The following is a 21,323-nucleotide window of genomic DNA, read 5'->3' as shown; positions in this document are numbered from 1 at the left end:
TCCTCATTGCTCATGAGTTCTTCGAGCTGGTCCAGAACCTTCTGTTCACGCTCGGACAGTGCCATCGTTTTCTCCTTTGAGGTGTCTCTACTCAAGATGACGTCGGTATCAGCCGGGTTAGCTAGTGCATCAGCTGGCGCGGTGGGCGCTTCTTCCCGCTGTATGTTTCCGGTCGTATGTTTCCCATCGTACCGCGCGGGGTGGGGTTGGCGCATTCTTTTTTCGGACAGAAGCTCTTTATGACCTCTTTTCGTCAATGCTCTTCTCGGGCGCGGTAACTCCGGAGGCTGGCTTGAGGCTTTCCTGTGAGTACTTACGGTGAATCGCGTCCATGACGTGCTCAACCTCGGACCATCTGCCGCTCCTCACGAGGCGGGCACCAGACCCCGAGTGAGCGCCAGCTCCCGAGCGAGTACCGTTCTGCGGGCTATTGTCCGCTCCCCCGCCGCCTCGTTGTGCTGAGGCGGTTCTGGCGGAGGCAGTTTGTGCGGACCGTGAGTTTGCCCCGCTCTCGATGGAGTCGAAGAGGGTTTGTTGCACCCCGTCTTCTGCGCGGGCGAGCTTTTCGGCGCGCACCCCGATGAGTCGCAGGGCGCGTGGAGCCTCCTGACCCACCAGAATTTCATCGGCTCGCAGGGCTTCCAGAGCCAGGGAGGCAATCTGCATACCGGAGTCCACGGGCACGTTTAGTGGGATAGCGCGGGTGTGCGTTTCGAAGGTGCTGTAGCGGATTTTGAGGCTGAGCCCGCCGGCAAGTTTTCCGGCGGCGCGCAGGCGCTTTCCAAGTTTGAGGCTCAATTCCCGAACGGCAGCACTAATTTCGTGGGCGTCGGCCGTATCGGTCTCGAAGGTGTGCTCGCCACCCATGCTTTTCTCTTCGCGTTCGGTGATCACGGGGCGTTCGTCAATGCCGCGCGCCATGGCCCAGAGGTGCTCGCCCTGGGCGGCACCGAAACGTTCTTTGAGCCAATCCAGGCTCATGGACCTCATCTGGGCAATGGTCTGAATACCGTACCGGGAGAGCTGTTCGGTGCTTTTCGCACCCACTCCCCACAGGTCGGAGACTTTTCTCGGGTCGAGAAATTCTTGAACGCGCTCGGGTGGAATGACCCACAGTCCGTTCGGTTTACTACCGGTGGACGCCATTTTGGCGAGTAGTTTATTGGGCGCCACCCCCGCGGAGGAGGGCAGGGAGAGCTCCTGCACGATGCGGTCGCGAGCGCGCTGCGCCAGGGCGACGGGGTCTTGGCCGTGCAGGTAGGCGCCGGTGAGGTCCACGAAGGCTTCATCCACGCTGACCTGCTCAACGTAGGGGCTCAGGTCATGAAGGATTGCCATGACGGCGCGGGAGTAGTGCCGGTAGTCGCCACGCAGCGGCAGGACGGTGGCGTTGGGGCTGAGGTTCCGGGCGCGGCTGAGCGGCATCCCGGAGCGCACTCCGTGAGCGCGCGCCTCGTAGGAGGCGGAGCATACGACCGAGCGGGGGCCCAGGGGCGCCACGATAATGGGCTCGCCGCGCAGAGCGGGGTTTTCGAGGAGTTCGACGTTGACGAAGAAGGCGTCCATGTCCAGGTGCATAATGACGCGGCCGTTCCTTACGCCGCTATTCTTGCCGGTTCGCGTCTGCCCCATGTCGCCTCCTCTCATAGCTTCTACGCCCGCCTACCGAAAATATAGCACATTTCTACGAACAATAGGGGCAATATATCGTAAACGTGTTCGTAAATGCGTTCTCTTGGGCTTTTCTCCACTAAGCTAGAAGAAGTGCACACCGCACGGCATCAGGACCGTACATAGCGACCATCAGCGAGGATAGTATGACTCCCCCTTCTCCTTCCGGAGCACCCACTCCCCAGGCGACCGAGAGCCTCACCGTAGCGGCACCGAATATCCCGGCGGCTTCTGCGCACCTCGCTGAGCGTATTGCTGAAGAGCAGCGAGCCTACCTGCACGCTTTTGACACTCTCATGGCTGAGTTTTTTACCCGCCAGCGCGAGCTACTTGAGGGTATCTCTTCCGAAACTCTGCCCCTGTTGGAGGCTATTGAGTCCCTCTCCACCGGCGGCAAGCGCCTGCGTGCCCTGCTGAGCTACTGGGGTTGGCGAGGTGCCGGCGGCGCACCCGTAACCGAGAACCGCGCGTCCTGGTCTATTGTGAAGGCCGGCATGGCGGTGGAGCTGTTCCAGACCTCCGCACTGATTCACGATGACATTATCGACCGCTCCGATACCCGCCGCGGCGCTCCCTCCGTGCATAAGCGTTTCGAGGCGGCGCACGAGCAGAATGGTTGGCGCGGCGATGCTTTCAATTACGGTCTGACCGGCGGTATTCTTGCCGGCGATCTGACCCTGGCGTGGTCTGCCGAGGTTTTCGCGTCCCTGGGTGAGGGCGCAATCTATGGCGCTCCGGCGCGCACCATTTTTGACCGGATGCGCACCGAGGTTCTGGCGGGTCAGTACCTGGACGTCTACTCTGAGGTTCTCGAGACCGAGGACGCTCAGGCGGCTCTGCAGCGTGCCCTGAACGTGATTCGCTTCAAGTCCGCCAAGTACTCCTGCGAGCACCCTTTCACGATTGGTGGCGCTCTGGCTTTGCAGGCTGCCGCGCTGGAGAATGGTGCCGGTGCCGTGAGTGAGCAGCACCCGGTACTTGTCGGTTACCGCGCGTTCGGCCTGCCGCTGGGTGAGGGCTTCCAGCTGCGCGATGATGAGCTGGGCGTTTTCGGTCAGCCCGAGGTGACCGGCAAGCCCGCCGGTGATGACCTGCGCGAGGGTAAGCGTACCGTGCTGGTGGCACTCACCTCCGCCGCGCTCAGCGAGCAGGAGGCGGCGCTTCTGCACGATAGCCTGGGCGACCCCGAGCTGAGCGATGAGCAGGTGGAGCGCATCCGCGAGCTGATGGTCTCTTCGGGTGCTTTCGCCAAGCACGAGCAGCTAATCGAGCAGAAGTCTCAGGCGGTGTTTGAGGCGCTGGAGGCGATGAACCTGAACGAGCTGGTGCACGCTGCGCTGACCGATATTGTGGGTCGCGCGCTGCGCCGCAAGGCTTAGAGATTCTACACAGTCATAAACATTAAATAAGTTGAGGCGGCATACCGAAGTATGCCGCCTCAACTCTTGAGTTATAGTACCGAGCCGGTGTTACCAGGCTAGTATTACCAAGCCAGTGCCTGCGCACGGCGACGAATCTCAGTCTTACGACCGTCAATCAGTGCGTCGATCGGGCGGCCGGGCAGAGAGTCGTCGTTGGTGTACAGCCACACGATGGCTTCTTCATCGCTGAAGCCGGAGTCCTTCAGGACCACGAGGGTGCCCTTGAGGGATTCGAGCACGCGCGAGCCGTTCAGGAACAGCGCGGGAACCTTGCGCACGTTGGTTTCCGGGTCGCGCAGAGCGATGAGCGTACCGTCAGAAATCAGGTTGTGAACGCGGGTCACCTTCAGGTCGAGGGCCTGCGCAATTTCGGGGATGGTTACCCACTCGCCGACGAGGGCGAAGGTCTGAGCAATATTTTCGTTAGTCACCTTTTAAGAGTGCCAGAGCTGGCACGTATTTACCACTTTTGACCCGCCGCAGGTTCGGGGCCCATGCCACGTATCTTTCGTTCCTGTGTGTTGCCCGCTGTTCGTGCGTTGGAACCGGAACCGCCAGCACTTCTTAAGAATTCGCTGAGTGTTCACCTGCTCGGCGCTCTTTGGCATCGCGTCTGCCCAGGTGGGCGGGCTAAAATGTTGAGACGTATGAATACTCCCAGCCCACGCCGAATTTCTCCCGTGAACCCCCGTTCTTCTAATACTTCTGTTCCTCCCGCCACTCGTCCCGCTGCCCCGGATACCGCTATTGGTTCTTCGCAGTGGCTCAGTGGCGCCATTATTGAGGGTCACTACCAGGTGGGTTCGCTCATTGGCCGCGGCGGCATGAGCGAGGTGTATTACGCGCTGGACCTGTGGTCGAATAACCCGGTCGCGCTCAAGGTCCTCTCCCCCGCCCTCGCTGAGGATGCGGCAAACCGCCAGAAATTCCACCGTGAAGAGCGTTCGATGCGCCAGGTGGGCGGCGGCGGACATACGGTGGGCGTGATTTCTTCGGGTACCGAGTATTTTTCGGGTCAGATGGTCATGTACATCGTGCTCGAGTACGTACACGGTTGTACCCTGAGCCAGCTGTTGCGTGTGCGTAACGCACTTTCTCTAGGCGAGGCGCTGGACATCCTCATTCCGGTTGTGGAGGCGCTCTCCGAGGTTCACGCCAACCGCTACCTGCACGGCGATATTAAGCCGGGCAATATTCTTCTCGACGCTAACGGCCAGGTAAAGCTCACGGACTTTGGGCTCTCCCGCCGTGACGATCAGGTGGATGCGGGCGCCCCCATGGGTACCCCCGCCTACGTGGCGCCGGAGGTTCTGGATCCGAAGGTGAAGGTCGGCGCGCAGGCTGATATTTTTGCGCTCGGCGTGATGATGTACCGCATGCTTTCCGGCCGCCTGCCCTTTGTGGGCTTGGAGAATGACCAGCAGGTGCTCTACCATAACGCCAATATTGAGATGCCCGCACTGACCGATGTTGCACCGGGGGCGGACCGCGATATTGCGGGGCTGATTTCGTGGTGTACCCGCAAGCAGCCTCACGCCCGCCCCGAGGATGCGACCGAACTTTTCACGGCTCTGCTGGAGATTTCTGAGTCGCTGGGTGAGTCCGAGCGTGCCTGGCGTGCACCCTCGTGCCCGGAGCCGGAGCTTCCTCTCTGGGAGGCTGTTGCCGATATTGCGGAGCGTAGCGGTGCCGCGCAGATGGTGCGTAACACCCCGATTAGCGCGTTTAGCGATGCCCGCGACCTCCTGGCATATGACGTCTACTCCCCCGACAGCCTCGTGTACGATGCTTCGGCGGCGGGTCAGGGCGTGCACCTTGCCGACGTGGACGCGGAGGACTCGGTGCTGAACCGCCAGGGCATTCCGCCGCTGGTGCGTTCCGCCTCCGACGATGACGAATCTGACGCTGACCAGGAGCACGACGGCGCAAAGGGCAAGTCCGGTAAACGAGGCATAGGGTCGTTCATGGGCCGCCGCGCCTCCGCGGCGAAGGGCCCGCTGACTCAGTCCGTCGGCATTGGTCCGCAGACGGAGCAGGAGTTCATCTCGGCTAACGGCGAGTACGCCCCGATTCACGCGGAGCGTTCCTTGAACCCCTCGGGTGCGCGCCGCCCGAAGTCTAAGGGGTCGGCGAGCGCCGCTGAGGCTTCACCGGATGAGGAGACCGTTTCTTCACAGGAATCCGAGCAGTCTTCGCAGAAGGATCCTCGCCTGCCCGCTAAGCAGTTTAGGACTCCGCCCTCTGGTATGGCGGTGGGCGGCTGGGCTCTGGCGCTCATTCTGATGGGTATGGGGTCGAGCTTCACCGGCTGGTGGCTTGCGACCTCGCTCGTGCAGTCGCAGTGGTGGCGCAATATTGAGGCGTTCCTGACCTTCTAAACTTTGTCTTCGCGCTACATACCGCGCGCAGGTTAAAAGCAATTGCCCGGGTCTTCACTCAGTGTGGGTGAAGACCCGGGCATCGTTTTTGCTATTCCCCGCCGACTAGTACCCACCGACTAGTACGGTGAGGCGCATCAACGTTTTATGCGCGGTTCTTGAGGTACTCGGAGACCAGGAACGCGATTTCCAGGGACTGCGAGTGGTTCAGGCGCGGGTCGCACAGGGACTCGTAGCGGTCAGCCAGTGCTGCCTCGTCGATGGCGTCGGAGCCACCCAGGCACTCGGTCACGTCGTCGCCGGTCATTTCCACGTGGATACCGCCGGGGAACGAACCCAGAGCCTCGTGCACCTCGAAGAAGCCGCGAACCTCGTCGAGCACGTCGTCGAAGCGGCGGGTCTTGTAGCCGGAGGGCACGGAGATGGTGTTGCCGTGCATCGGGTCGGTTACCCAAACAACCTTCGCGCCTTCAGCCTGCACGCCCTCAACGATCGAGGGCAGCTTCTCGCGAATGTTCTTCGCGCCCATGCGGGTGATGAAGGTCAGGCGGCCGGGCTCGCGGTTCGGGTCGAGCTTGTCGATCAGTGCGAGTGCATCCTCTGCGGTGGTGGTCGGGCCGAGCTTCACGCCGATGGGGTTGCGGACCTTGGAGAGGAAGTCCACGTGTGCATCGTCGACGCCGCGGGTGCGCTCGCCAATCCACAGGAAGTGTGCGGAGGTGTCGTAGGGCAGCTGGGTGCGCGAGTCGATTCGGGTGAGGGCACGCTCGTAGTCCAGAACCAGTGCCTCGTGACCGACGTACAAGTCGGTGGTCTTGAGAGCTTCGAAGTTCACGCCGCAGGCTTCCATGAACTTGAGGGCGCGACCGATTTCGTTAGCGGTCTTCTCGTAACGCTCGTGCGCGGGGTTGGAGGTGAAGCCGCGGTTCCACTGGTGCACGGCACGCAGGTCTGCGAAGCCGCCCTTGGTGAAGGCGCGCACCAGGTTCAGGGTGGAGGCGCTGGTGTGGTAGCCGCGCAGCATGCGCTTGGGGTCGTGCACGCGGGCTTCGGGGGTGAAGTCGAAACCGTTGACGGTCTCGCCACGGAAGGAGGGCAGAGTAACATCGCCGCGGGTTTCCATGTCTGCGGAACGCGGCTTGGAGAACTGACCCGCCATGCGGCCCATCTTCACCACGGGCATGGAGGCGCCGTAGGTGAGCACTGCAGACATCTGCAGGATGGTCTTGACGCGGCCGGAGATCTTGTCGGCGGTTGCGCCCGCGAAGGTTTCTGCGCAGTCGCCGCCCTGCAGCAGGAATGCGCGGCCTTCAGCAACCTCACCGAGTGCCTGGCGCATTGCGTCGACCTCACCGGCGAAGACGAGCGGCGGTACCGAGTTCAGCTCGGCGATGGTGCTCTCAAAATCTTCGTGCTCGCTCCAGGTGGGCTGCTGGTCAATGTGCAGCTGACGCCAGGTGTCCAGGCCGTGGTCGGGGGCCTGCGAGGTGCTGAGGTTTTGATTGCTCATCTTCACTCCATCGGGATGGTCTTGTGCGTTTTCTGGTTCAGCCTTCGTTTCGGGTGCTCGGCGCGCCGGGTGCGGCGTTCGGGCTTGCGATTCTTCAGGCTGAATAGACCTAATTGTACTCTTGCTTGCTTCAACACCTAACCCTGCAGTCAGGTACATCTCACATGTTTAGATAGCACCCCCTGCCTCAGCGATAAGCGGGTTGAAAAGCACCGTTGCAGAACGGCATACGAAAGGGCGGGATGCGGCGTGTACCGCATCCCGCCCCTTGACGTATGTGCTGGCGTATGTGTGCACCCGAAGGTGCTGTCTCAATGTTTAGTGCTGCAGGTGTGCAATTGCTTCGTCAGCGCTCATGTTCTTATCAGCCATGAGCTTCTTGACGCGGTCGGCGTACACGTCTACGTATTCCTGGCCGCTCAGAGCACGAATCTCAGCACCGATACGGTCGGCGATTTCACGCTGAACGCGGTGGCTCATATCTGCACCGTCGCTGTATTTCTCGAAGGTGAGGGGCTTGCCGATAATGGTGCGCACCTGAATGGGTTTGCCGTCGTGGCGCAGGTGGATACGGTTCGAGCCGGAGGGCTGAATCAGGTCGGTACCAATCTGGCCGACGGGTACTACGGGCACGCCGGTTTCTAGGGCGAGGCGGGCTACACCAACCTTGGGGCGGTAGCCTCGTCCGTCAGGGCTGCGGGTACCTTCAGGGTAGATACCGATCACGCCGCCGTCTTTGAGGACCTGCGCGCCGGTGTTGAGAGATTCCTGGCTCTTCTGGCCGCCGGAGCGGTCCATGGGAAGCTGGCCGACACCGCGGAAGAATGCCGCCATGGTGCGGCCCTTCACGCCGGGAGTGGTGAAGTAGTCGCTCTTGGCGAGGAAGTTTACGGGGCGCGGCATGGCGAGAGGAATAAAAATGGAGTCGCAGAACGCCAGGTGGTTACTGGCAACGATGTAGGGTCCCTCGGGCAGATTTTCGAGGCCCACCACATCATGGTGGTACAGTCCCTGCAGCAGGGGGGAGCCAAGAATCTTGAGCGTTGAGTAGAGGGCGGTGTTAGGCATGGGGTCTCCTCTCTGAATGTTCCCGGCTCAATTCTAGCGTGTCTGGAGAGGCGCGAGAGAACGCGCGATAATTAAAGAAAAGAGAACGATTTTTCTGCGCACCGGTGTATCGGGTGCGCTGGCGGCGATATACCAGCACCGACGCTGTATCTGTGATAGCCGGTCAGGGTACGCTATAGAGCCTCACCTGCACTCACACTCTCGCAGGTTGGCGAAGGAGGACCATGAGCATTTTCGATAATTCGTTGGAACCGCTCAAGCGGATGCGCCGCAAGGCTCGCGAGCGCAGGCTTCTAGCGACCCAGAATGTTAAGGATTCTCTGGCGCGTCGCCTCGAGGGCGACCAGGAGACATTCGATCATTCCCCCGTTTCTTTTAGTCCTGACCCTGCGCAGCATTCTGTGGGTATTCTGCTGGTGCACGGTTTTACGGGTTCGCCGCACAGTATGCGCCCGTTGGCTCAGCATTTTATGGAGCTCGGGTTTGCGGTGGAGATGCCGTTGCTGACCGGTCACGGCACCCGTTGGCAGGATTTGCGTGATAGCACGTACCAGCAGTGGCTGGATTCTGCCGAGCAGGGGTACCGCCGTCTAACCGATCAGGGTCTGCGTGTGGTGGTCATTGGCATGTCGATGGGTGGTACGGTGGCCACTCATCTGTCGGCGCGTCTGCCGGTGGCGGGTACGGTGCTGATCAACCCCTACATGGTGGATGTGAACCCGCTGATGCGCCACGCGGGCAAGGTCTCTAAGGTTCTGCCGATGCTCAAGGCTATTGGTTCCGATATTGCGGTTCCTGGTGTGAGCGAGGGCGCGTATTCTATCGTTCCGACGGCGGCGGTGCATCAGCTGCATCTTTTGGGTGCTGAGACGCGTGCGTTGATTCCGCAGTTGAAGGCGCCGGTTCTGTATGCGCGTTCATTGGGCGATCATACTGTGTCGGATAGCTCCCATAAATATTTTCTCGAACATTGTTCAGTTCCTGTAGAATTTAGGTGGCTGACCCGCAGCTACCATGTGGCAACGCTCGACTACGACGCCGAGTATCTTCTCTCCACCGTTCAAGCTTTTGTCGCATCCCTAAACCACTAAATTCTGAAGGTTCTGCCCGCTATCAACCGGCGACTGCATCACCCGCCGTAGCGTGCAGGGCTTCAGAGAGCCATCACGGCACCTCGAGCCATCGAGGACAGCCCGCGGCACCGGACCGCCACGGGCTCACGCCCTGATTTGAAAGGCGCATTATGAAAGTCTTCTCCACCCCCGCCGAGGTTCTTGTCGACCCCTCCCTTAACCTGACGAGCATTGTTGAGCGCCACCGAGCCGATAGCTCCAACCCTGTGCTGTACCGCCGTCAGATGTCTCCGGGTAACTGGCAGCCGGTTCGCGCTCAGCAGTTCCACCAGATGGTGACCGACCTGGCGAAGGGCATGATTGCTGCGGGTATCCGCCCGGGTGACCGTGTGGGTATTATGAGCCGCACCCGTTTCGAGTGGACTGTTATTGACTTCGCGATTTGGTACGCGGGCGCTATTTCGGTTCCGGTGTATGAGACGAACGCCCCCGCGCAGGCGGCATGGGCGCTCGCGCACTCGGAGGCAACCGCTATCTTTGTTGAGGATGAGAAGCTTCTGGCACGCATCGCCGAGGCTGAGGAGTTCGCCTCCACGACTGACGAGCCCATGCAGCTGAAGCACCACTGGGTTATTGAAAACGGCGACCTTGACACTCTGAGCGCCCGCGCCTCCGAGGTGAGCGATGAGCAGCTGGAGCAGGTGCGTTCCGCCGCCGGCTGCGATGACCTCGCGACCATTGTGTACACCTCCGGCACGACCGGCCGCCCGAAGGGTTGCGCACTGACTCACGGCCACTTCCTGAACCTGAGCGTCAACACCAAGCTGGTTGAGCCCGAGATTGCCAACCCCCGCAACTCCTCCATTCTTTTCTTGCCGCTCGCGCACGTTCTGGCGCGCCTGATTCAGGTTCTGGCGCTGGATGCCGGCCTGGTCATCGGCCACTCCCCCAACATTAAGAACCTCGCTTCTGATCTGGATAGCTTCAAGCCGACCATGCTGCTGGTGGTGCCCCGCGTCTTCGAGAAGGTGTACGAGGGCGCCATGGCTAAGGCGGCTAAGGGCGGCAAGTTCAATAAGGCTCTCTTCGAGCGTTCCACCGACATCGCGGTGCGCTGGTCGCAGGCAAAGGTTGAGGGCCGTGTACCCCTCAAGCTGGCGGCTCAGTACGCCCTGTACGACAAGCTGGTCTACTCGAAGCTGCGTGCCGCCCTGGGTGGCGAGCTTCGCTACGCGGTTTCCGGTGGCGGCCCCCTCGGCGAGCGCCTGGCGCACTTCTTCCACGCGGTGGGTGTGCAGGTGGTCGAGGGTTACGGCCTGACCGAGACCTGCGCCCCGATTGCGGCCGGCCGCATCAACCCGTACCAGATCGGCATGATTGGCCCGTTCATCCCCGGTTCCGAAGGCTACATCGCTGAGGACGGCGAGCTTCTGGTCCGCGGCGTGGGCGTGATTAGCAGCTACTACAAGAACCCCGAAGAGGACGCTCAGGCGTTCACCGAGGACGGCTGGTTCCGCACCGGTGACCTGGCTCGTTTCGATGAGCGGGGCTACCTGAAGATTGTGGGCCGCAAGAAGGAAATCATCGTCACCGCCGGCGGTAAGAACGTGATTCCGGGCATTGCGGAGAACCATCTGCGCACCTCTCCCCTGGTGTCGCAGGCGATGCTGGTTGGCGATGAGAAGCCGTTCATTGCGGCTCTGGTGACCTTGGATCCGGATACTCTGCCCGAGCAGCTGGAGCACCTGGGTCTGCCGCGTTCGCTCTCCATTCCGGAGGCTGCCGTTCACCCGGCGGTGCGTGCCGCGATTCAGAAGCTTGTGGATGAGGCGAACCAGCTGGTTTCCCGCGCCGAGGGTATTCGCGAGTTCCGCATTATGAGCCGTGACCTGACCGAGGAAGACGGCTACCTGACTCCTTCGCAGAAGCTGCGCCGCGCAAAGATTCTGCAGGATTTCTCCTCCTACGTGGATGAGATGTACGGCAAGGTTTCCGATAGCACTTCGGATTCGCTGGCTCGCCTGCAGGAGTACGCGGCGGAGCAGTCCGAGAAGTTCGCTGAGCTGCGTGAGCAGGCGGCGGAACGTCTGCACGAGTACGCTGACCAGCAGACGGAGCGTCTTGCCGAGCTGCGCGAGCAGGCGGCTGAGAAGTTCGAGGAGCTACGCGAGCAGGCGGCGGAGCGTATGCAGAAGCCGCAGGAAGATAAGGCCGAGGCGAAGGAAGATTCCAAGGCTTCGGAAGACTCTTCCGCGGATGTTCCCACGGAGAAGCCCGCTCAGGCTGAGAAGAAGTCTGAAAGCGACAACGCCTAACGGGCTCTGGCTACCGAAACGAGAGGAGGGGGTCGTACCACGTAGGTACGACCCCCTCCTTACGTATTTAACCGTTCAACGCCTCAGCATTTAGGCATTGTGACCCAGTCAGAGTTAGTTGGCGGGCTCGTCGAATTCCAGGCCGAGCAGGGCGTTCTCGACGATCTCGGTCAGTGCCGGGTGGATCCAGTACTGGCCGCGTGCGAGGGTGCGCGCGTCCATGCCGAAGCTCATTGCCTGCAGCAGCGGCTGGATGAGCACGGAGGACTCTTCACCGACCAGGTGCGCGCCGAGCAGCTCGCCGTTATCCTTGCGGGCAATCAGCTTGCACAGGCCGATCTTGTCTTCCATTGCCCAGCCGTAGGCGGTGTCACCAAAGTTCTGTGCCTTGACGGTAATCTCATAGCCTTCACGCTCAGCAGCCTCGCGTGCCTGCTCTTCGGTCATGCCGACCACGGCAATCTGCGGGTTGGTGAAGACAGCACCGGGTACGTAGCGGTGGTCGCTGGCGCGCAGGTCCTCGGGGTGGCTGAGGTTGTGCTGCACGACGCGTGCCTCGTGGTTTGCCACGTGCTTGAGCTGGTAGCGGCTGGACACGTCACCGAGGGCGAAGACGCCGGGTACGGGTGCGCCGTTGTAGAGCACGCGCTGGTACTTGTCGACGCTGAGCTGACCGCCATCCTGCACGTCGAAGTAGTTCTTCGCGTTGAGGGTGTCGGTATTGGGGCGACGACCGGTTGCCACGAGCACGGCATCCGCCGGGATTTCGAGCAGTTCCTCGCCGTTCTCGGTGGTGCGCTTCGCTACGACGGTCACGCTGCCGTCGGCGTTCTCACGGATTTCGGAGAGGCCAGCATTCTTGACGATGTTCCACTGCTTGCTTGCGGCTTCTTCGAAGCGTTCCACGACCTCTTCATCCACGCCGCGCAGCAGGCGGGAGGAGCGGTTCAGCTGGGTTACTTCGGTGCCGAATGCGGAGAAGACGTGGGAGAACTCTGCCGCAATCACGCCGCCGCCGATGACGACCATGCGGGCGGGCAGCTCGTCCATGCGCATGACGTTGTCGTTGGTGTAGACCTTAGAGGAGTCGATACCGGGCACGGGAGGCAGCACGGCGCGGGAGCCTGCCGCAATCACAATCTGGCGGCCCTGTAAGCGGGTGCCGTCGGTCAGCTCGATGGTGTGGGAGCCGACGAAGCGCGCGTACTGGTCGTAGAAGTCGACGTTGGGCAGGCCGGCGCGCCAGTTGCGGCCGCCTTCAGAAATCTGGTCAATGCGGGAGGCAAAGATGCGGTCACGAATCTGTGCCCAGTGCACGGCGTCTACGTGCGCATCGACGCCCAGGTGCTTAACCTCGCGGGTCTTCTGCGCGATAGTCGCCGGGTAGACGTACATCTTGGTGGGGATGCAGCCGACGTTGAGGCAAGTGCCACCGAAGATACCGCCGTCGATGAGGGCGACCTTCTTGTCGTCCCATTCGGGGCCGATGAGGGTGTTGCCGGATCCGGAGCCGATGACGATGAGGTCGTACTGTGCTACGCCGTCAATGCGTTCTACGTTCTCGATGCTCATGTGGTCCTCTCGTTGATGGTGTTGAGGCTGGGCTCGTTCCCAGCATGCCCCCTCGATGGCGGGGTTATTTCTGTTACTGCCACTATAACGCGTGGAAGCTACCGGCTATTCCCACTTCTGGTGTCAATGTTGCCGGATATGCGAAAGTGCGCCATCCCAAAGAACACAGCACTGAGAACACAGCGGTTCTTTGAGAAGACGCACTCAAGCGTTGAGACCTCAAGCGTTGAAACTATGTGAGCCCGCGGATTAGTGACGCGTAGATATCTGCGATTAGAGGTCAGCGCTTAGATATCAGCCATCAGTCCAGCCAGCAGGCGGGTGAAGTCAATGGCGGGATCAACCGACTCTTCGTCGGGCCAAAAATGAATCGGGTACGCGGCGCCCTGGGCGCGCTGCAGCACGGGGCTTTCGGCGAGTACGGGTTCTGCCACGAGCTCGCCAAAGAGGGAGCGCATTTCGTCGCGGCGGTAGCGGTGTTCACTGTCGTTGGGACGCATCTTGTTGATAATGACGCCCGCACCGTCGATGCTGATGCCGCTTTCCTGCTGAAAACGTACGATGGCGCGCAGGGTTCGTTCGGTACCCGCCACGGAGAAGAGGGAAGGCTCAGCAACCGAGAGGATACGCTGGCTGACCGCCCAGCCCATCGAAGATAGGGTGCCGAGGAATGGCGGGCAGTCAATCAGGATGACGTCGTAGGCGTCCGCTGCCGCTTCCACCATGCGCTTGAATCGGCGGATGAACGGCGCGGCTTCTTGCCGGTCCACGAGGGTGGAGCGCGCCGAGCCTCGCGCCACCTTCACGCTACCGGTGGTCACGGGGTTATTGGTCAGCAGGGTGGGTTTGCCGACGAGCGAGTTCCAGGAGGAGCTACCGGCTTCCTCCACGAAGGCGCGCTCATTGGAGCTGGCGATTAGGGAGGCGACGTCGGGGATGGTTTCATCCACTGCCAGGCCGGTGCTGGCGTCGCCGTGGGGGTCGAGGTCAATAACGAGTGTGGAGAGTCCGCTGTGTAATGCCGCGGAGGCGAGCCCCAAAGTGATGGACGTTTTGCCGACGCCACCTTTGAGGCTGCTGATACTGACGATGCGGGGCATGCAGGTCCCTTTTTTGAGTGAGGTGTAATGCCCCTTTATTTTAGCGAATCTTCGCTTTTCTTCCGGCTCTGACAGGGGTGTTCTTAAGTTTTTTCTCAAGTAACCCTTGAACTTTGCATCATGTTTAAAGCTTCTACCCACGCTCACCACCTAGGTTGGCAGCAAACGCGGGCAGATTTACGTTTTATGTTTTATGCCTGTGCGCGGCGGGCACGACGGGCGGCGAGTTCGTCGCCTTCGAAGTTCTCATGCATTTCTTCGCCGGGCTGGCCGTTGAGGTTCATTTCAATTTCGCGCCAGACGCGGCCGATAGCGATACCGAAGACGCCCTGTCCCGCCTGAACCAGGTCAATAACCTCGCTCGGGGAAGTGCATTCGTAGACGGTGGTGCCATCACTCATCAGGGTGATGTTCGCGAGGTCGTCAATGCCGCGGGTACGCAGGTGCTCGATGGAGGTGCGAATCTGCTGCAGGGACACGCCGGTGTCGAGCAGTCGCTTCACAATCTTGAGTACGAGTACGTCGCGGAAGCTGTAGAGGCGCTGGGTACCGGAGCCAGATGCGCCACGCACGGTGGGGACAACCAGGTCGGTGCGTGCCCAGTAGTCGAGCTGACGATAGGTGATGCCGGCTGCCTTGCAGGCGACGGCGCCACGGTAGCCGAGGTTTTCCTCGACCACGGAGACAGGGTCAGTGAAGAGCACGCCCTGCTCACCGCGCGGAGGCGGTGCTACGGGGAAGAGGGTATCGAAGCCGTCCAGGGGCTGGTCAAACCCCTGGGGTGCGTGCGTGGTTGCGGCCTCGCCTGCATTTTCGGCTACATGCTGCTCTAGCACGGTCCCTCCTTTTTCGTTAAACCCTTTTAAGTGCTTCACCGCGCCCTATCAAATGCGGTCGATATCGTTCCGGTGTAGCCCCGATTGTCGGGGTGAGATTCTAGGGTTGAAATCTAGAATCTGCGTCTATGACTCGCGTGGTCCCTCTCGGTTCCGGCGCGGTTTTCAATGCTACACATTGGTTCGACAATACGATTCGCGGAACACGTCTCGATAGTGCGACCGATGCGCGATAGGCGCGGTTGTTCAATCTATTTTAACTGATAGAGGGCTCTACTTAAAATTGAACCCACCGGAGCAAATGATCTTTTCAGATTCATTCTCCTGCATTAACACCGTATGAGGCGAGCCCCTCCCCCGCCATTCGATTCGCTTTCCCCCATCTCCGCTGCGTGGCGGGAGTTTAAAAAGTAAATGCGTACGGATAGGTAGTCCGTACGCATTTACAGCTGAGTTGAGTGAATAGCCTTGGCAGGCCGGGAGCCCCCTGGTGAGAAAGCTCTTCGTGTTGGACGAAGGGGTAGAAATTCCGAGCGTGCCAGCGTCGGCTTCGTCCAAGTCTAGAGGCCGCTACCCGTTGGTGCGAGTAGGGACTATAGAGGGAATCACCGTGGTCAGCAGTGTTTCCCGACAGGAAAACCCCATGTGGGGTGCGGTAGAACCGCAAGAGTTGTGAAGGGTAGACGGTCCGGTTGTCTGGGCCTTCGTTCACCTACTCGTAGGTAGGCATTGCCGATTCAACGAGAGTTGCGTGCAACTGCAGGCACAACTTGCGAATCTTGTCGGCACGTTCCTGCGCCTGAGCCTGGGAGGCTGCGTCGCGGCGCGATGCCAGCGGAGCCACTGCGATTTCCACGAGGGAGATTTCGCGGTCTGCCGCAGACTTGAATGCGCGCAGGTGGCGGGGCTGAATGCCGTGCTGGGTCAGCTCTGCGCTCACGCGGGCAATCAGCACGTCGTAGTCGGTGTATTCAACATCCGAGCCATCTTCGAGCAGTCCGAAATCAATCAGTTCACGGATCAGCTCGGGGGTGGTGTTAGCGTACTCTGCCAGCTCGCGCAGGGTGTAGGTGCGACCTTCCTGCTCATCCGGTCCGAGGACGGTATCCAGGACGTCTTCACTTACGGTGGCGGGCATGGAGTTCAGCACGCGACCAGCTTCCAGGTCCTCCAGATGCTGACGGATAACCTTGAGCGGCATGTAGTGATCGCGCTGCATGGTGAGAATGTAGCGCAGGCGCTCAATGTCCGTCTGGGAGTACTTACGGTAACCGGTTTCGGTACGGCTGGGGTGCACCAGGCCGCGCTCCTCCAGGAAGCGAATCTTGGAGGCGCTAATTCCGGGGAACTCCAGGTCGAGCTGGCTAAGAACCTGACCAATGGTCCGGCTCTTAACGTCACGCGGGTTACGGTCAGAGTCGCCGTTCTCCACGTCCTCTAGTTCAACCTCAGCGTTAGTGAGGTTTTCATCGATGCGTGAGGTCATCTATGTCTTTCGGGTACTTTGTTCAGCCGATGTCGATACGAGCCGAAGTTTGAGTGAGTGGCTCGTTCCTCCGGTTGAGGGTCTCGCTTCGTGCCGAACATCTTTGCTTAGTGTTGAGAGTGTGATAGATAAGTTCAGTTGTTTATCACGAAATGATAAACCGCAAACCTTCGAGACAATCTTATAGCCTCACAAGGCATTTTGCTATTTAGTTCGCCCTTTTCAGGGGCTTTTTGAACCCAAAAATAGCCACACAATCAAACACTATTCTGTAGAGACAATACCAATTTTAGCAAAATTCCAATATTGCTAACACTCATACCCCATATTGGACTGCTTTACAGAGAAAATTTTATCTTCTCGCGATAGTTGAAGTTTTCATCACATTTAACTTGAAAGAGGCCCCCACTAGGGGTTTAGCCATATTTCAAGCCCCTTCGACGGCTTCGGTGACCCTCAAGATGAACCTTACATGCACCCGTTTATTTGCGTTTGTGTGCACTTTAAATGAAAAACGGCGAGACCAATCGGTCTCGCCGTTTTATCAGTACGTACCTCTTATTTTGAGGAACGTCAGGGCTATAGAGTCTATCGACTTAGAGCTTAGCCAGCTCAGCCTTGTATGCCTCTGCATCCAGCAGGTTAGCCAGGTCGTCAGCGTTCTCGGGGCGAATCTCAACGATCCAGCCCTCACCGTAAGGATCGGAGTTAACCAGTGCGGGGTCATCCTCCAGACCCTCGTTGACAGCAACAATCTCACCGGAGATGGGAGCGAAGAGGTCAGAGACAGACTTGGTGGACTCAATCTCACCGAAGCTATCCTCAGCAGCTACAGAGTCGCCAACGGAGGGAAGGTCGACGTAGACGACGTCACCCAGTGCATCCTGAGCGTGGTCGGTAATACCAACACGGACGGTGCCCTCAGCGGTGAGAGCGGAAACCCACTCGTGCTCAGAAGTGTAAGAGAGTTCTGCGGGAACGTTGCTCATAGCAGCGGTGTCCTTTCAGTGTGTTCTTGCGTAGCGCGGACCTTCCCGCGCACGGTTCCGTTCCGCGTGTGGGATTGCGAAACGTCCTACACCAATTATCACATAAGAAGTAACGCGGGGCACGTCTAAACACCCCCGTACCATTTCTATGACGCTATTTTTCCTCTTCTTACCCGTGCACCTAAGCATCCGTCTCTTATCGGCCTCTAGGCGCCTCTCTATTAATCACCTTCACGCCCACAGCCTTGGGCCCACTCCCCTATATCAGGGAGTAGCAGAGACGCAAAAAGCCCAGGACCCCACACCATGAAGGTGCAGGGCCCTGAGCCTTAGGCTAGAGAGCTAAACTCTCACAGCGCCTTAGCGGGAAGAAATGACGCGCTCGGAGAAGCGGTTCGGGTTACCGAAACGGTGTGCGGTAATCGAAACAGCCTGCTCGCGGAGGAAGGGCAGCATCTCGATACGGCCAGCCTCGGTGACCGGTGCGAAGTACACTGCAACATCCGGGCGACCACCCAGTGCCGAGTAGATGGACTTCACATCGTTACCGATGTAGCGGATACGGGTGCCTTCCAGCGGGGTACCAGCCAGTGCGCGAACCGGGGTCTTAGCGTTCGAAGCCAGGTACTCGCGGAACTGAGCGTCCGACTTGACCTCGTACTTGACACCCTTGTTCTCCAGGACGCCACGGACGTCGACCGGCAGGTCCTTACCGACGGACAGAGCAACCGGTGCGTTAGCTGCCAGACCGGCGAGCACAACGCGCAGGGTCTCTGCGGGCGATGCGGACTCGTCTGCACGAACCAGAACCTGGGTGGGTACGTAGCGCAGGATGTTGCGCTCGACGCCCAGCTTCGAGGGATCGTGGCCGAAGCCGAACTCGGTGTCCCAAGCGTGTGCGTCAGAGGAGACACCGCGCTTGATGAATGCGAAGTCCTCGCGCTTGCCCAGCTCGGAGTTCTCGATGGTAGCCAGGGTCTCGCGGACGGTCACCGACTGGGTGGTTGCGGTCGCGGTTGCCTGTGCGGGCTCCCAATCGGACAGAGCGATCAGGTAGCTGGGGCCACCAGCCTTGGTACCGGAACCCACGGTGGACTTCTTCCAACCACCGAAGGGCTGACGCTGAACGATTGCACCGGTAATTGCACGGTTGACGTACAGGTTACCTGCCTGGACCTTGGAGAGCCACAGCTCGAGCTCGTCAGCATCCAGCGAGTGCAGGCCTGCGGTCAGACCGTAGTCGGGTGCGTTCTGCAGCTCGATTGCCTCTTCCAGGGTGTCAGCGGTCATGATGCCCAGGATGGGGCCGAAGTACTCGGTCATGTGGTACTCGGAACCGGGCTTGACGCCTTCGCGAACACCGGGGCTCCAGAGGCGACCGGTCTCGTCCAGTTCCTTGGGCTGAACGAGCCAGCGCTCGCCCGGGCCGAGGGTGGTCAGACCGCGCAGCAGCTTCTCTTCCGGCTTCTGAACAACGGGGCCCATCTGGGACTCGATGTCCTGCGGGTGTGCCACGTGCAGCGAGTTGACGGAGTCAAGCAGCTGACGGCGGAAACGCTCGGACTGTGCCACGGAGCCAACCAGGATAACGGTCGAACCAGCGGAGCACTTCTGACCTGCGTGGCCGAATGCCGAGTAGACGACGTCCTTGACGGCGAGGTCGATGTCAGCGTTCGGGGTGACGATGATGGAGTTCTTACCCGAGGTCTCACCGAACAGGGGCAGGTCATCACGCCAGGAGCGGAAGAGCTCAGCGGTCTCGTAACCACCGGTCAGGATCAGGCGGTCAACCTCGGGGTGCGAGATGAGCAGCTTACCTGCAGCACGGTCAACAACCTTGACGAGCTTCAGAACTTCCTTGGGAACGCCTGCATCCCACATGATCTCTGCGATCAGGGCACCGGTGCGAGCGGTGATGGTTGCGGGCTTGAAGATGACAGCAGAACCTGCAGCCAGACCAGCCAGAACACCACCGGCGGGGATAGCGGTCGGGAAGTTCCACGGGGGAACAACCAGGGTCAGGTCAACGGACTTGGGCTTTGCGCCGTCGATCTTCTCGAGGTCCTCAGCCAGCATTGCGTAGTAGTATGCGAAGTCGATTGCCTCGGAGACCTCGGTGTCACCCTGCTCCAGGGTCTTGCCAGCCTCAGCTGCCATGACCTCCAGCAGGTCGCCACGACGCAGGGCGATAGCCTTACCGACCTTGCGCAGAATCTCTGCACGCTCGTGGCCGGAGAGCTTACCCCATGCCTTGCCAGCCTCTTCGGTTTCCTTGATCAGCTTCTCTGCGTCAGCTTCGCTGGTCAGCTCGTTAGCCTTGAGGGTGTCAATGCCCAGCTTGGTGGTCTTGGAGCGCTCGAGGATTGCGCGGCCCCACTCGCGGTTGCCCGCCAGTGCGGGGTCGGTGTCGGGGGTGTTCTCGAAGCGGCCAGCCGGTACGAAGACGTTGTCCTCGTTCTCGGTCAGACGGTTCTGGGTACGCTTGGATGCGGGAACCTCGTCGGTGACGGAGTTCAGTGCACGCATGAAGCGGTCCTCTTCGCGCTTGAAGATGGACTCGTCGGTTGCCAGGTCGAAGATACCGGACATGAAGTTCTCGGAGGAAGCGTTCTCCTCGAGACGACGGATCAGGTATGCGATAGCAACGTCGAATTCCTTGGGGTTCACGACGGGCACGTACAGCAGCAGGTGGCCAACGCGGCGGCGGATAATCTCTGCCTGCTGCTCAGCCATACCAATCAGCATCTCGAACTCGACGCGGTCCTTGACACCGCGGTCCTCGGACAGCAGCAGTGCGAATGCAACGTCGAAGAGGTTGTGACCTGCAATACCGAGGCGGATGTTCTTCACGTGCTCGGGGCGCAGTGCGTAGTCCAGAACGCGCTTGTAGTTGGTGTCAGCAGCCTGCTTGGTGTCCCAGGTGGTCAGCGGCCAGCCGTGCATAACAGCTTCCACGATCTCCATGGAGAGGTTTGCACCCTTAACCAGGCGGACCTTGATGCCTGCGCCGCCAGCAGCAACGCGCTTAGCAGCCCACTCCTGCAGGTGCTGCATTGCAGCCAGGGTGTCGGGCAGGTATGCCTGGAGCACGATACCGGCTTCCAGGTCCTTCAGGTGAGGCTGGTCCAGAATCTTGGTGAACACCTCGATGGTCAGGTCGAGGTCCTTGTACTCCTCCATGTCCAGGTTGATGAACTTCTTGGGGGAGGAAGAAGCAGCCAGCTCGTACAGCGGGGTCAGGCGGCGAACAGCGGTCTCGACAACCTCGTCGAATGCCCAGTGCTGGTGGGGGCCGGAAACAGCGGACACCTTAATGGAGACGTAGTCAACGTCGTCACGTGCCAGCAGGCGCTTGGTCTCAGCCAGGCGGTGCTCTGCTTCCTTGTCACCCAGAACTGCCTCACCGAGCAGGTTGACGTTCAGGCGGTTACCGGTCTTGGTCAGCTCTGCAATTGCGTCGCCCAGCTTCTCCTCGGAAGCGTCGACAATCAGGTGACCGACCATCTCGCGCAGCACGCGGCGTGCAACGGGAACGGTAGGCCATGCGACCTTGCCAGCCAGCTTGCCACCGAAGCCAACAGCGGACTTCATGTACCAGGGCAGGAAGGAGGGTGCCAGACCGGAAATACGGGAAAGGTTGCGGCCGGAGACGTTGTCGTCTTCGGGGCGAATAACGCCATCAACAAAGCCGACGGTGAAGGGAAGACCATTGGGGTCCTTCAGAACACCGGCGAGCTGCTCAGCCGCGAAGGTGGGCTTGATCGACTGGGACTCGTTTACCCACTGACGAACAAGCTGACGAGCTTCCAGAGCCATCTTCTGGTAGTGCTCAGATGCGAAAGGATGGGTCATCCTTGACTCCTAACTATCTTACTGTGTGCGGTGCACACCACGTTTGGCGATG

Annotated in this window: 14 protein-coding genes and 1 pseudogene; 4 read left to right on the top strand and 11 right to left on the bottom strand. The window is 60.2% G+C overall.

The genetic code is table 11. From position 1 onward, the window contains the following. A pseudogene (locus tag RWZ58_RS06905) lies at positions 1–215 on the bottom strand (hypothetical protein); the annotation flags it as partial. Between the two features lie 22 nt (positions 216–237). Beyond that, positions 238–1,632, bottom strand: coding sequence for a DNA polymerase IV (dinB, locus tag RWZ58_RS06900; RefSeq protein ID WP_314658128.1), 1,395 nt, complete (start codon positions 1,630–1,632; stop codon positions 238–240). Between the two features lie 185 nt (positions 1,633–1,817). Between dinB and RWZ58_RS06895 the strand changes: the two genes are divergently transcribed. Next, positions 1,818–3,050 (top strand): polyprenyl synthetase family protein, encoded by a 1,233-nt coding sequence (locus tag RWZ58_RS06895; RefSeq protein WP_314658127.1) that lies wholly within the window; start codon positions 1,818–1,820, stop codon positions 3,048–3,050. A gap of 104 nt (positions 3,051–3,154) precedes the next feature. Here the strand turns inward: RWZ58_RS06895 and RWZ58_RS06890 are convergent, their stop codons facing one another. Continuing rightward, positions 3,155–3,523 (bottom strand): Rv2175c family DNA-binding protein, encoded by a 369-nt coding sequence (locus RWZ58_RS06890; RefSeq protein ID WP_314658126.1) that lies wholly within the window; start codon positions 3,521–3,523, stop codon positions 3,155–3,157. 216 nt (positions 3,524–3,739) lie between these two features. Between RWZ58_RS06890 and RWZ58_RS06885 the strand changes: the two genes are divergently transcribed. Continuing rightward, positions 3,740–5,470, top strand: a complete 1,731-nt coding sequence (locus RWZ58_RS06885; protein WP_314658125.1) for a serine/threonine-protein kinase — start codon at positions 3,740–3,742, stop codon at positions 5,468–5,470. Positions 5,471–5,615: 145 nt separating this feature from the next. Here RWZ58_RS06885 and RWZ58_RS06880 read toward each other — a convergent pair whose 3' ends face one another. Continuing rightward, positions 5,616–6,980 (bottom strand): class II 3-deoxy-7-phosphoheptulonate synthase, encoded by a 1,365-nt coding sequence (locus RWZ58_RS06880; protein ID WP_314658124.1) that lies wholly within the window; start codon positions 6,978–6,980, stop codon positions 5,616–5,618. 318 nt (positions 6,981–7,298) lie between these two features. Beyond that, positions 7,299–8,048 (bottom strand): lysophospholipid acyltransferase family protein, encoded by a 750-nt coding sequence (locus RWZ58_RS06875; protein WP_314658123.1) that lies wholly within the window; start codon positions 8,046–8,048, stop codon positions 7,299–7,301. A gap of 224 nt (positions 8,049–8,272) precedes the next feature. Between RWZ58_RS06875 and RWZ58_RS06870 the strand changes: the two genes are divergently transcribed. Continuing rightward, entirely contained in the window at positions 8,273–9,139 is an 867-nt protein-coding gene (locus RWZ58_RS06870) for an alpha/beta fold hydrolase (protein WP_311448841.1), read from the top strand. Positions 9,140–9,291: 152 nt separating this feature from the next. Further along, positions 9,292–11,436, top strand: a complete 2,145-nt coding sequence (locus RWZ58_RS06865) for an AMP-binding protein (RefSeq protein ID WP_314658122.1) — start codon at positions 9,292–9,294, stop codon at positions 11,434–11,436. 114 nt (positions 11,437–11,550) lie between these two features. On the opposite strand, the gene RWZ58_RS06860 is transcribed toward RWZ58_RS06865, so the two are convergent. The 6 genes from RWZ58_RS06860 to RWZ58_RS06835 form a co-directional block, all read right to left on the bottom strand. After that, positions 11,551–13,008 (bottom strand): mycothione reductase, encoded by a 1,458-nt coding sequence (locus RWZ58_RS06860; protein ID WP_314658121.1) that lies wholly within the window; start codon positions 13,006–13,008, stop codon positions 11,551–11,553. A gap of 287 nt (positions 13,009–13,295) precedes the next feature. Continuing rightward, positions 13,296–14,108, bottom strand: a complete 813-nt coding sequence (locus RWZ58_RS06855; RefSeq protein WP_314658120.1) for a ParA family protein — start codon at positions 14,106–14,108, stop codon at positions 13,296–13,298. A gap of 191 nt (positions 14,109–14,299) precedes the next feature. After that, a complete protein-coding gene (locus RWZ58_RS06850) occupies positions 14,300–14,944 on the bottom strand; it encodes a MerR family transcriptional regulator (protein ID WP_294627099.1) in 645 nt (214 codons plus the stop codon). Positions 14,945–15,656: 712 nt separating this feature from the next. Continuing rightward, positions 15,657–16,430 (bottom strand): MerR family transcriptional regulator, encoded by a 774-nt coding sequence (locus RWZ58_RS06845; RefSeq protein WP_294603306.1) that lies wholly within the window; start codon positions 16,428–16,430, stop codon positions 15,657–15,659. A 596-nt stretch (positions 16,431–17,026) separates the two neighbouring features. Then, entirely contained in the window at positions 17,027–17,419 is a 393-nt protein-coding gene (gene gcvH, locus RWZ58_RS06840; RefSeq protein ID WP_294627101.1) for a glycine cleavage system protein GcvH, read from the bottom strand. 360 nt (positions 17,420–17,779) lie between these two features. Then, positions 17,780–21,271, bottom strand: coding sequence for a bifunctional proline dehydrogenase/L-glutamate gamma-semialdehyde dehydrogenase (locus tag RWZ58_RS06835; RefSeq protein WP_314658119.1), 3,492 nt, complete (start codon positions 21,269–21,271; stop codon positions 17,780–17,782). Between the last annotated feature and the right edge of the window lie 52 nt (positions 21,272–21,323).

It is taken from the genome of uncultured Rothia sp., from assembly GCF_963544205.1.
In the GTDB taxonomy this organism is placed as follows: Bacteria; Actinomycetota; Actinomycetes; order Actinomycetales; family Micrococcaceae; genus Rothia.
Note: the sequence above shows the minus strand (reverse complement) of the source record. Positions and strands in the feature narration are given on the sequence as shown.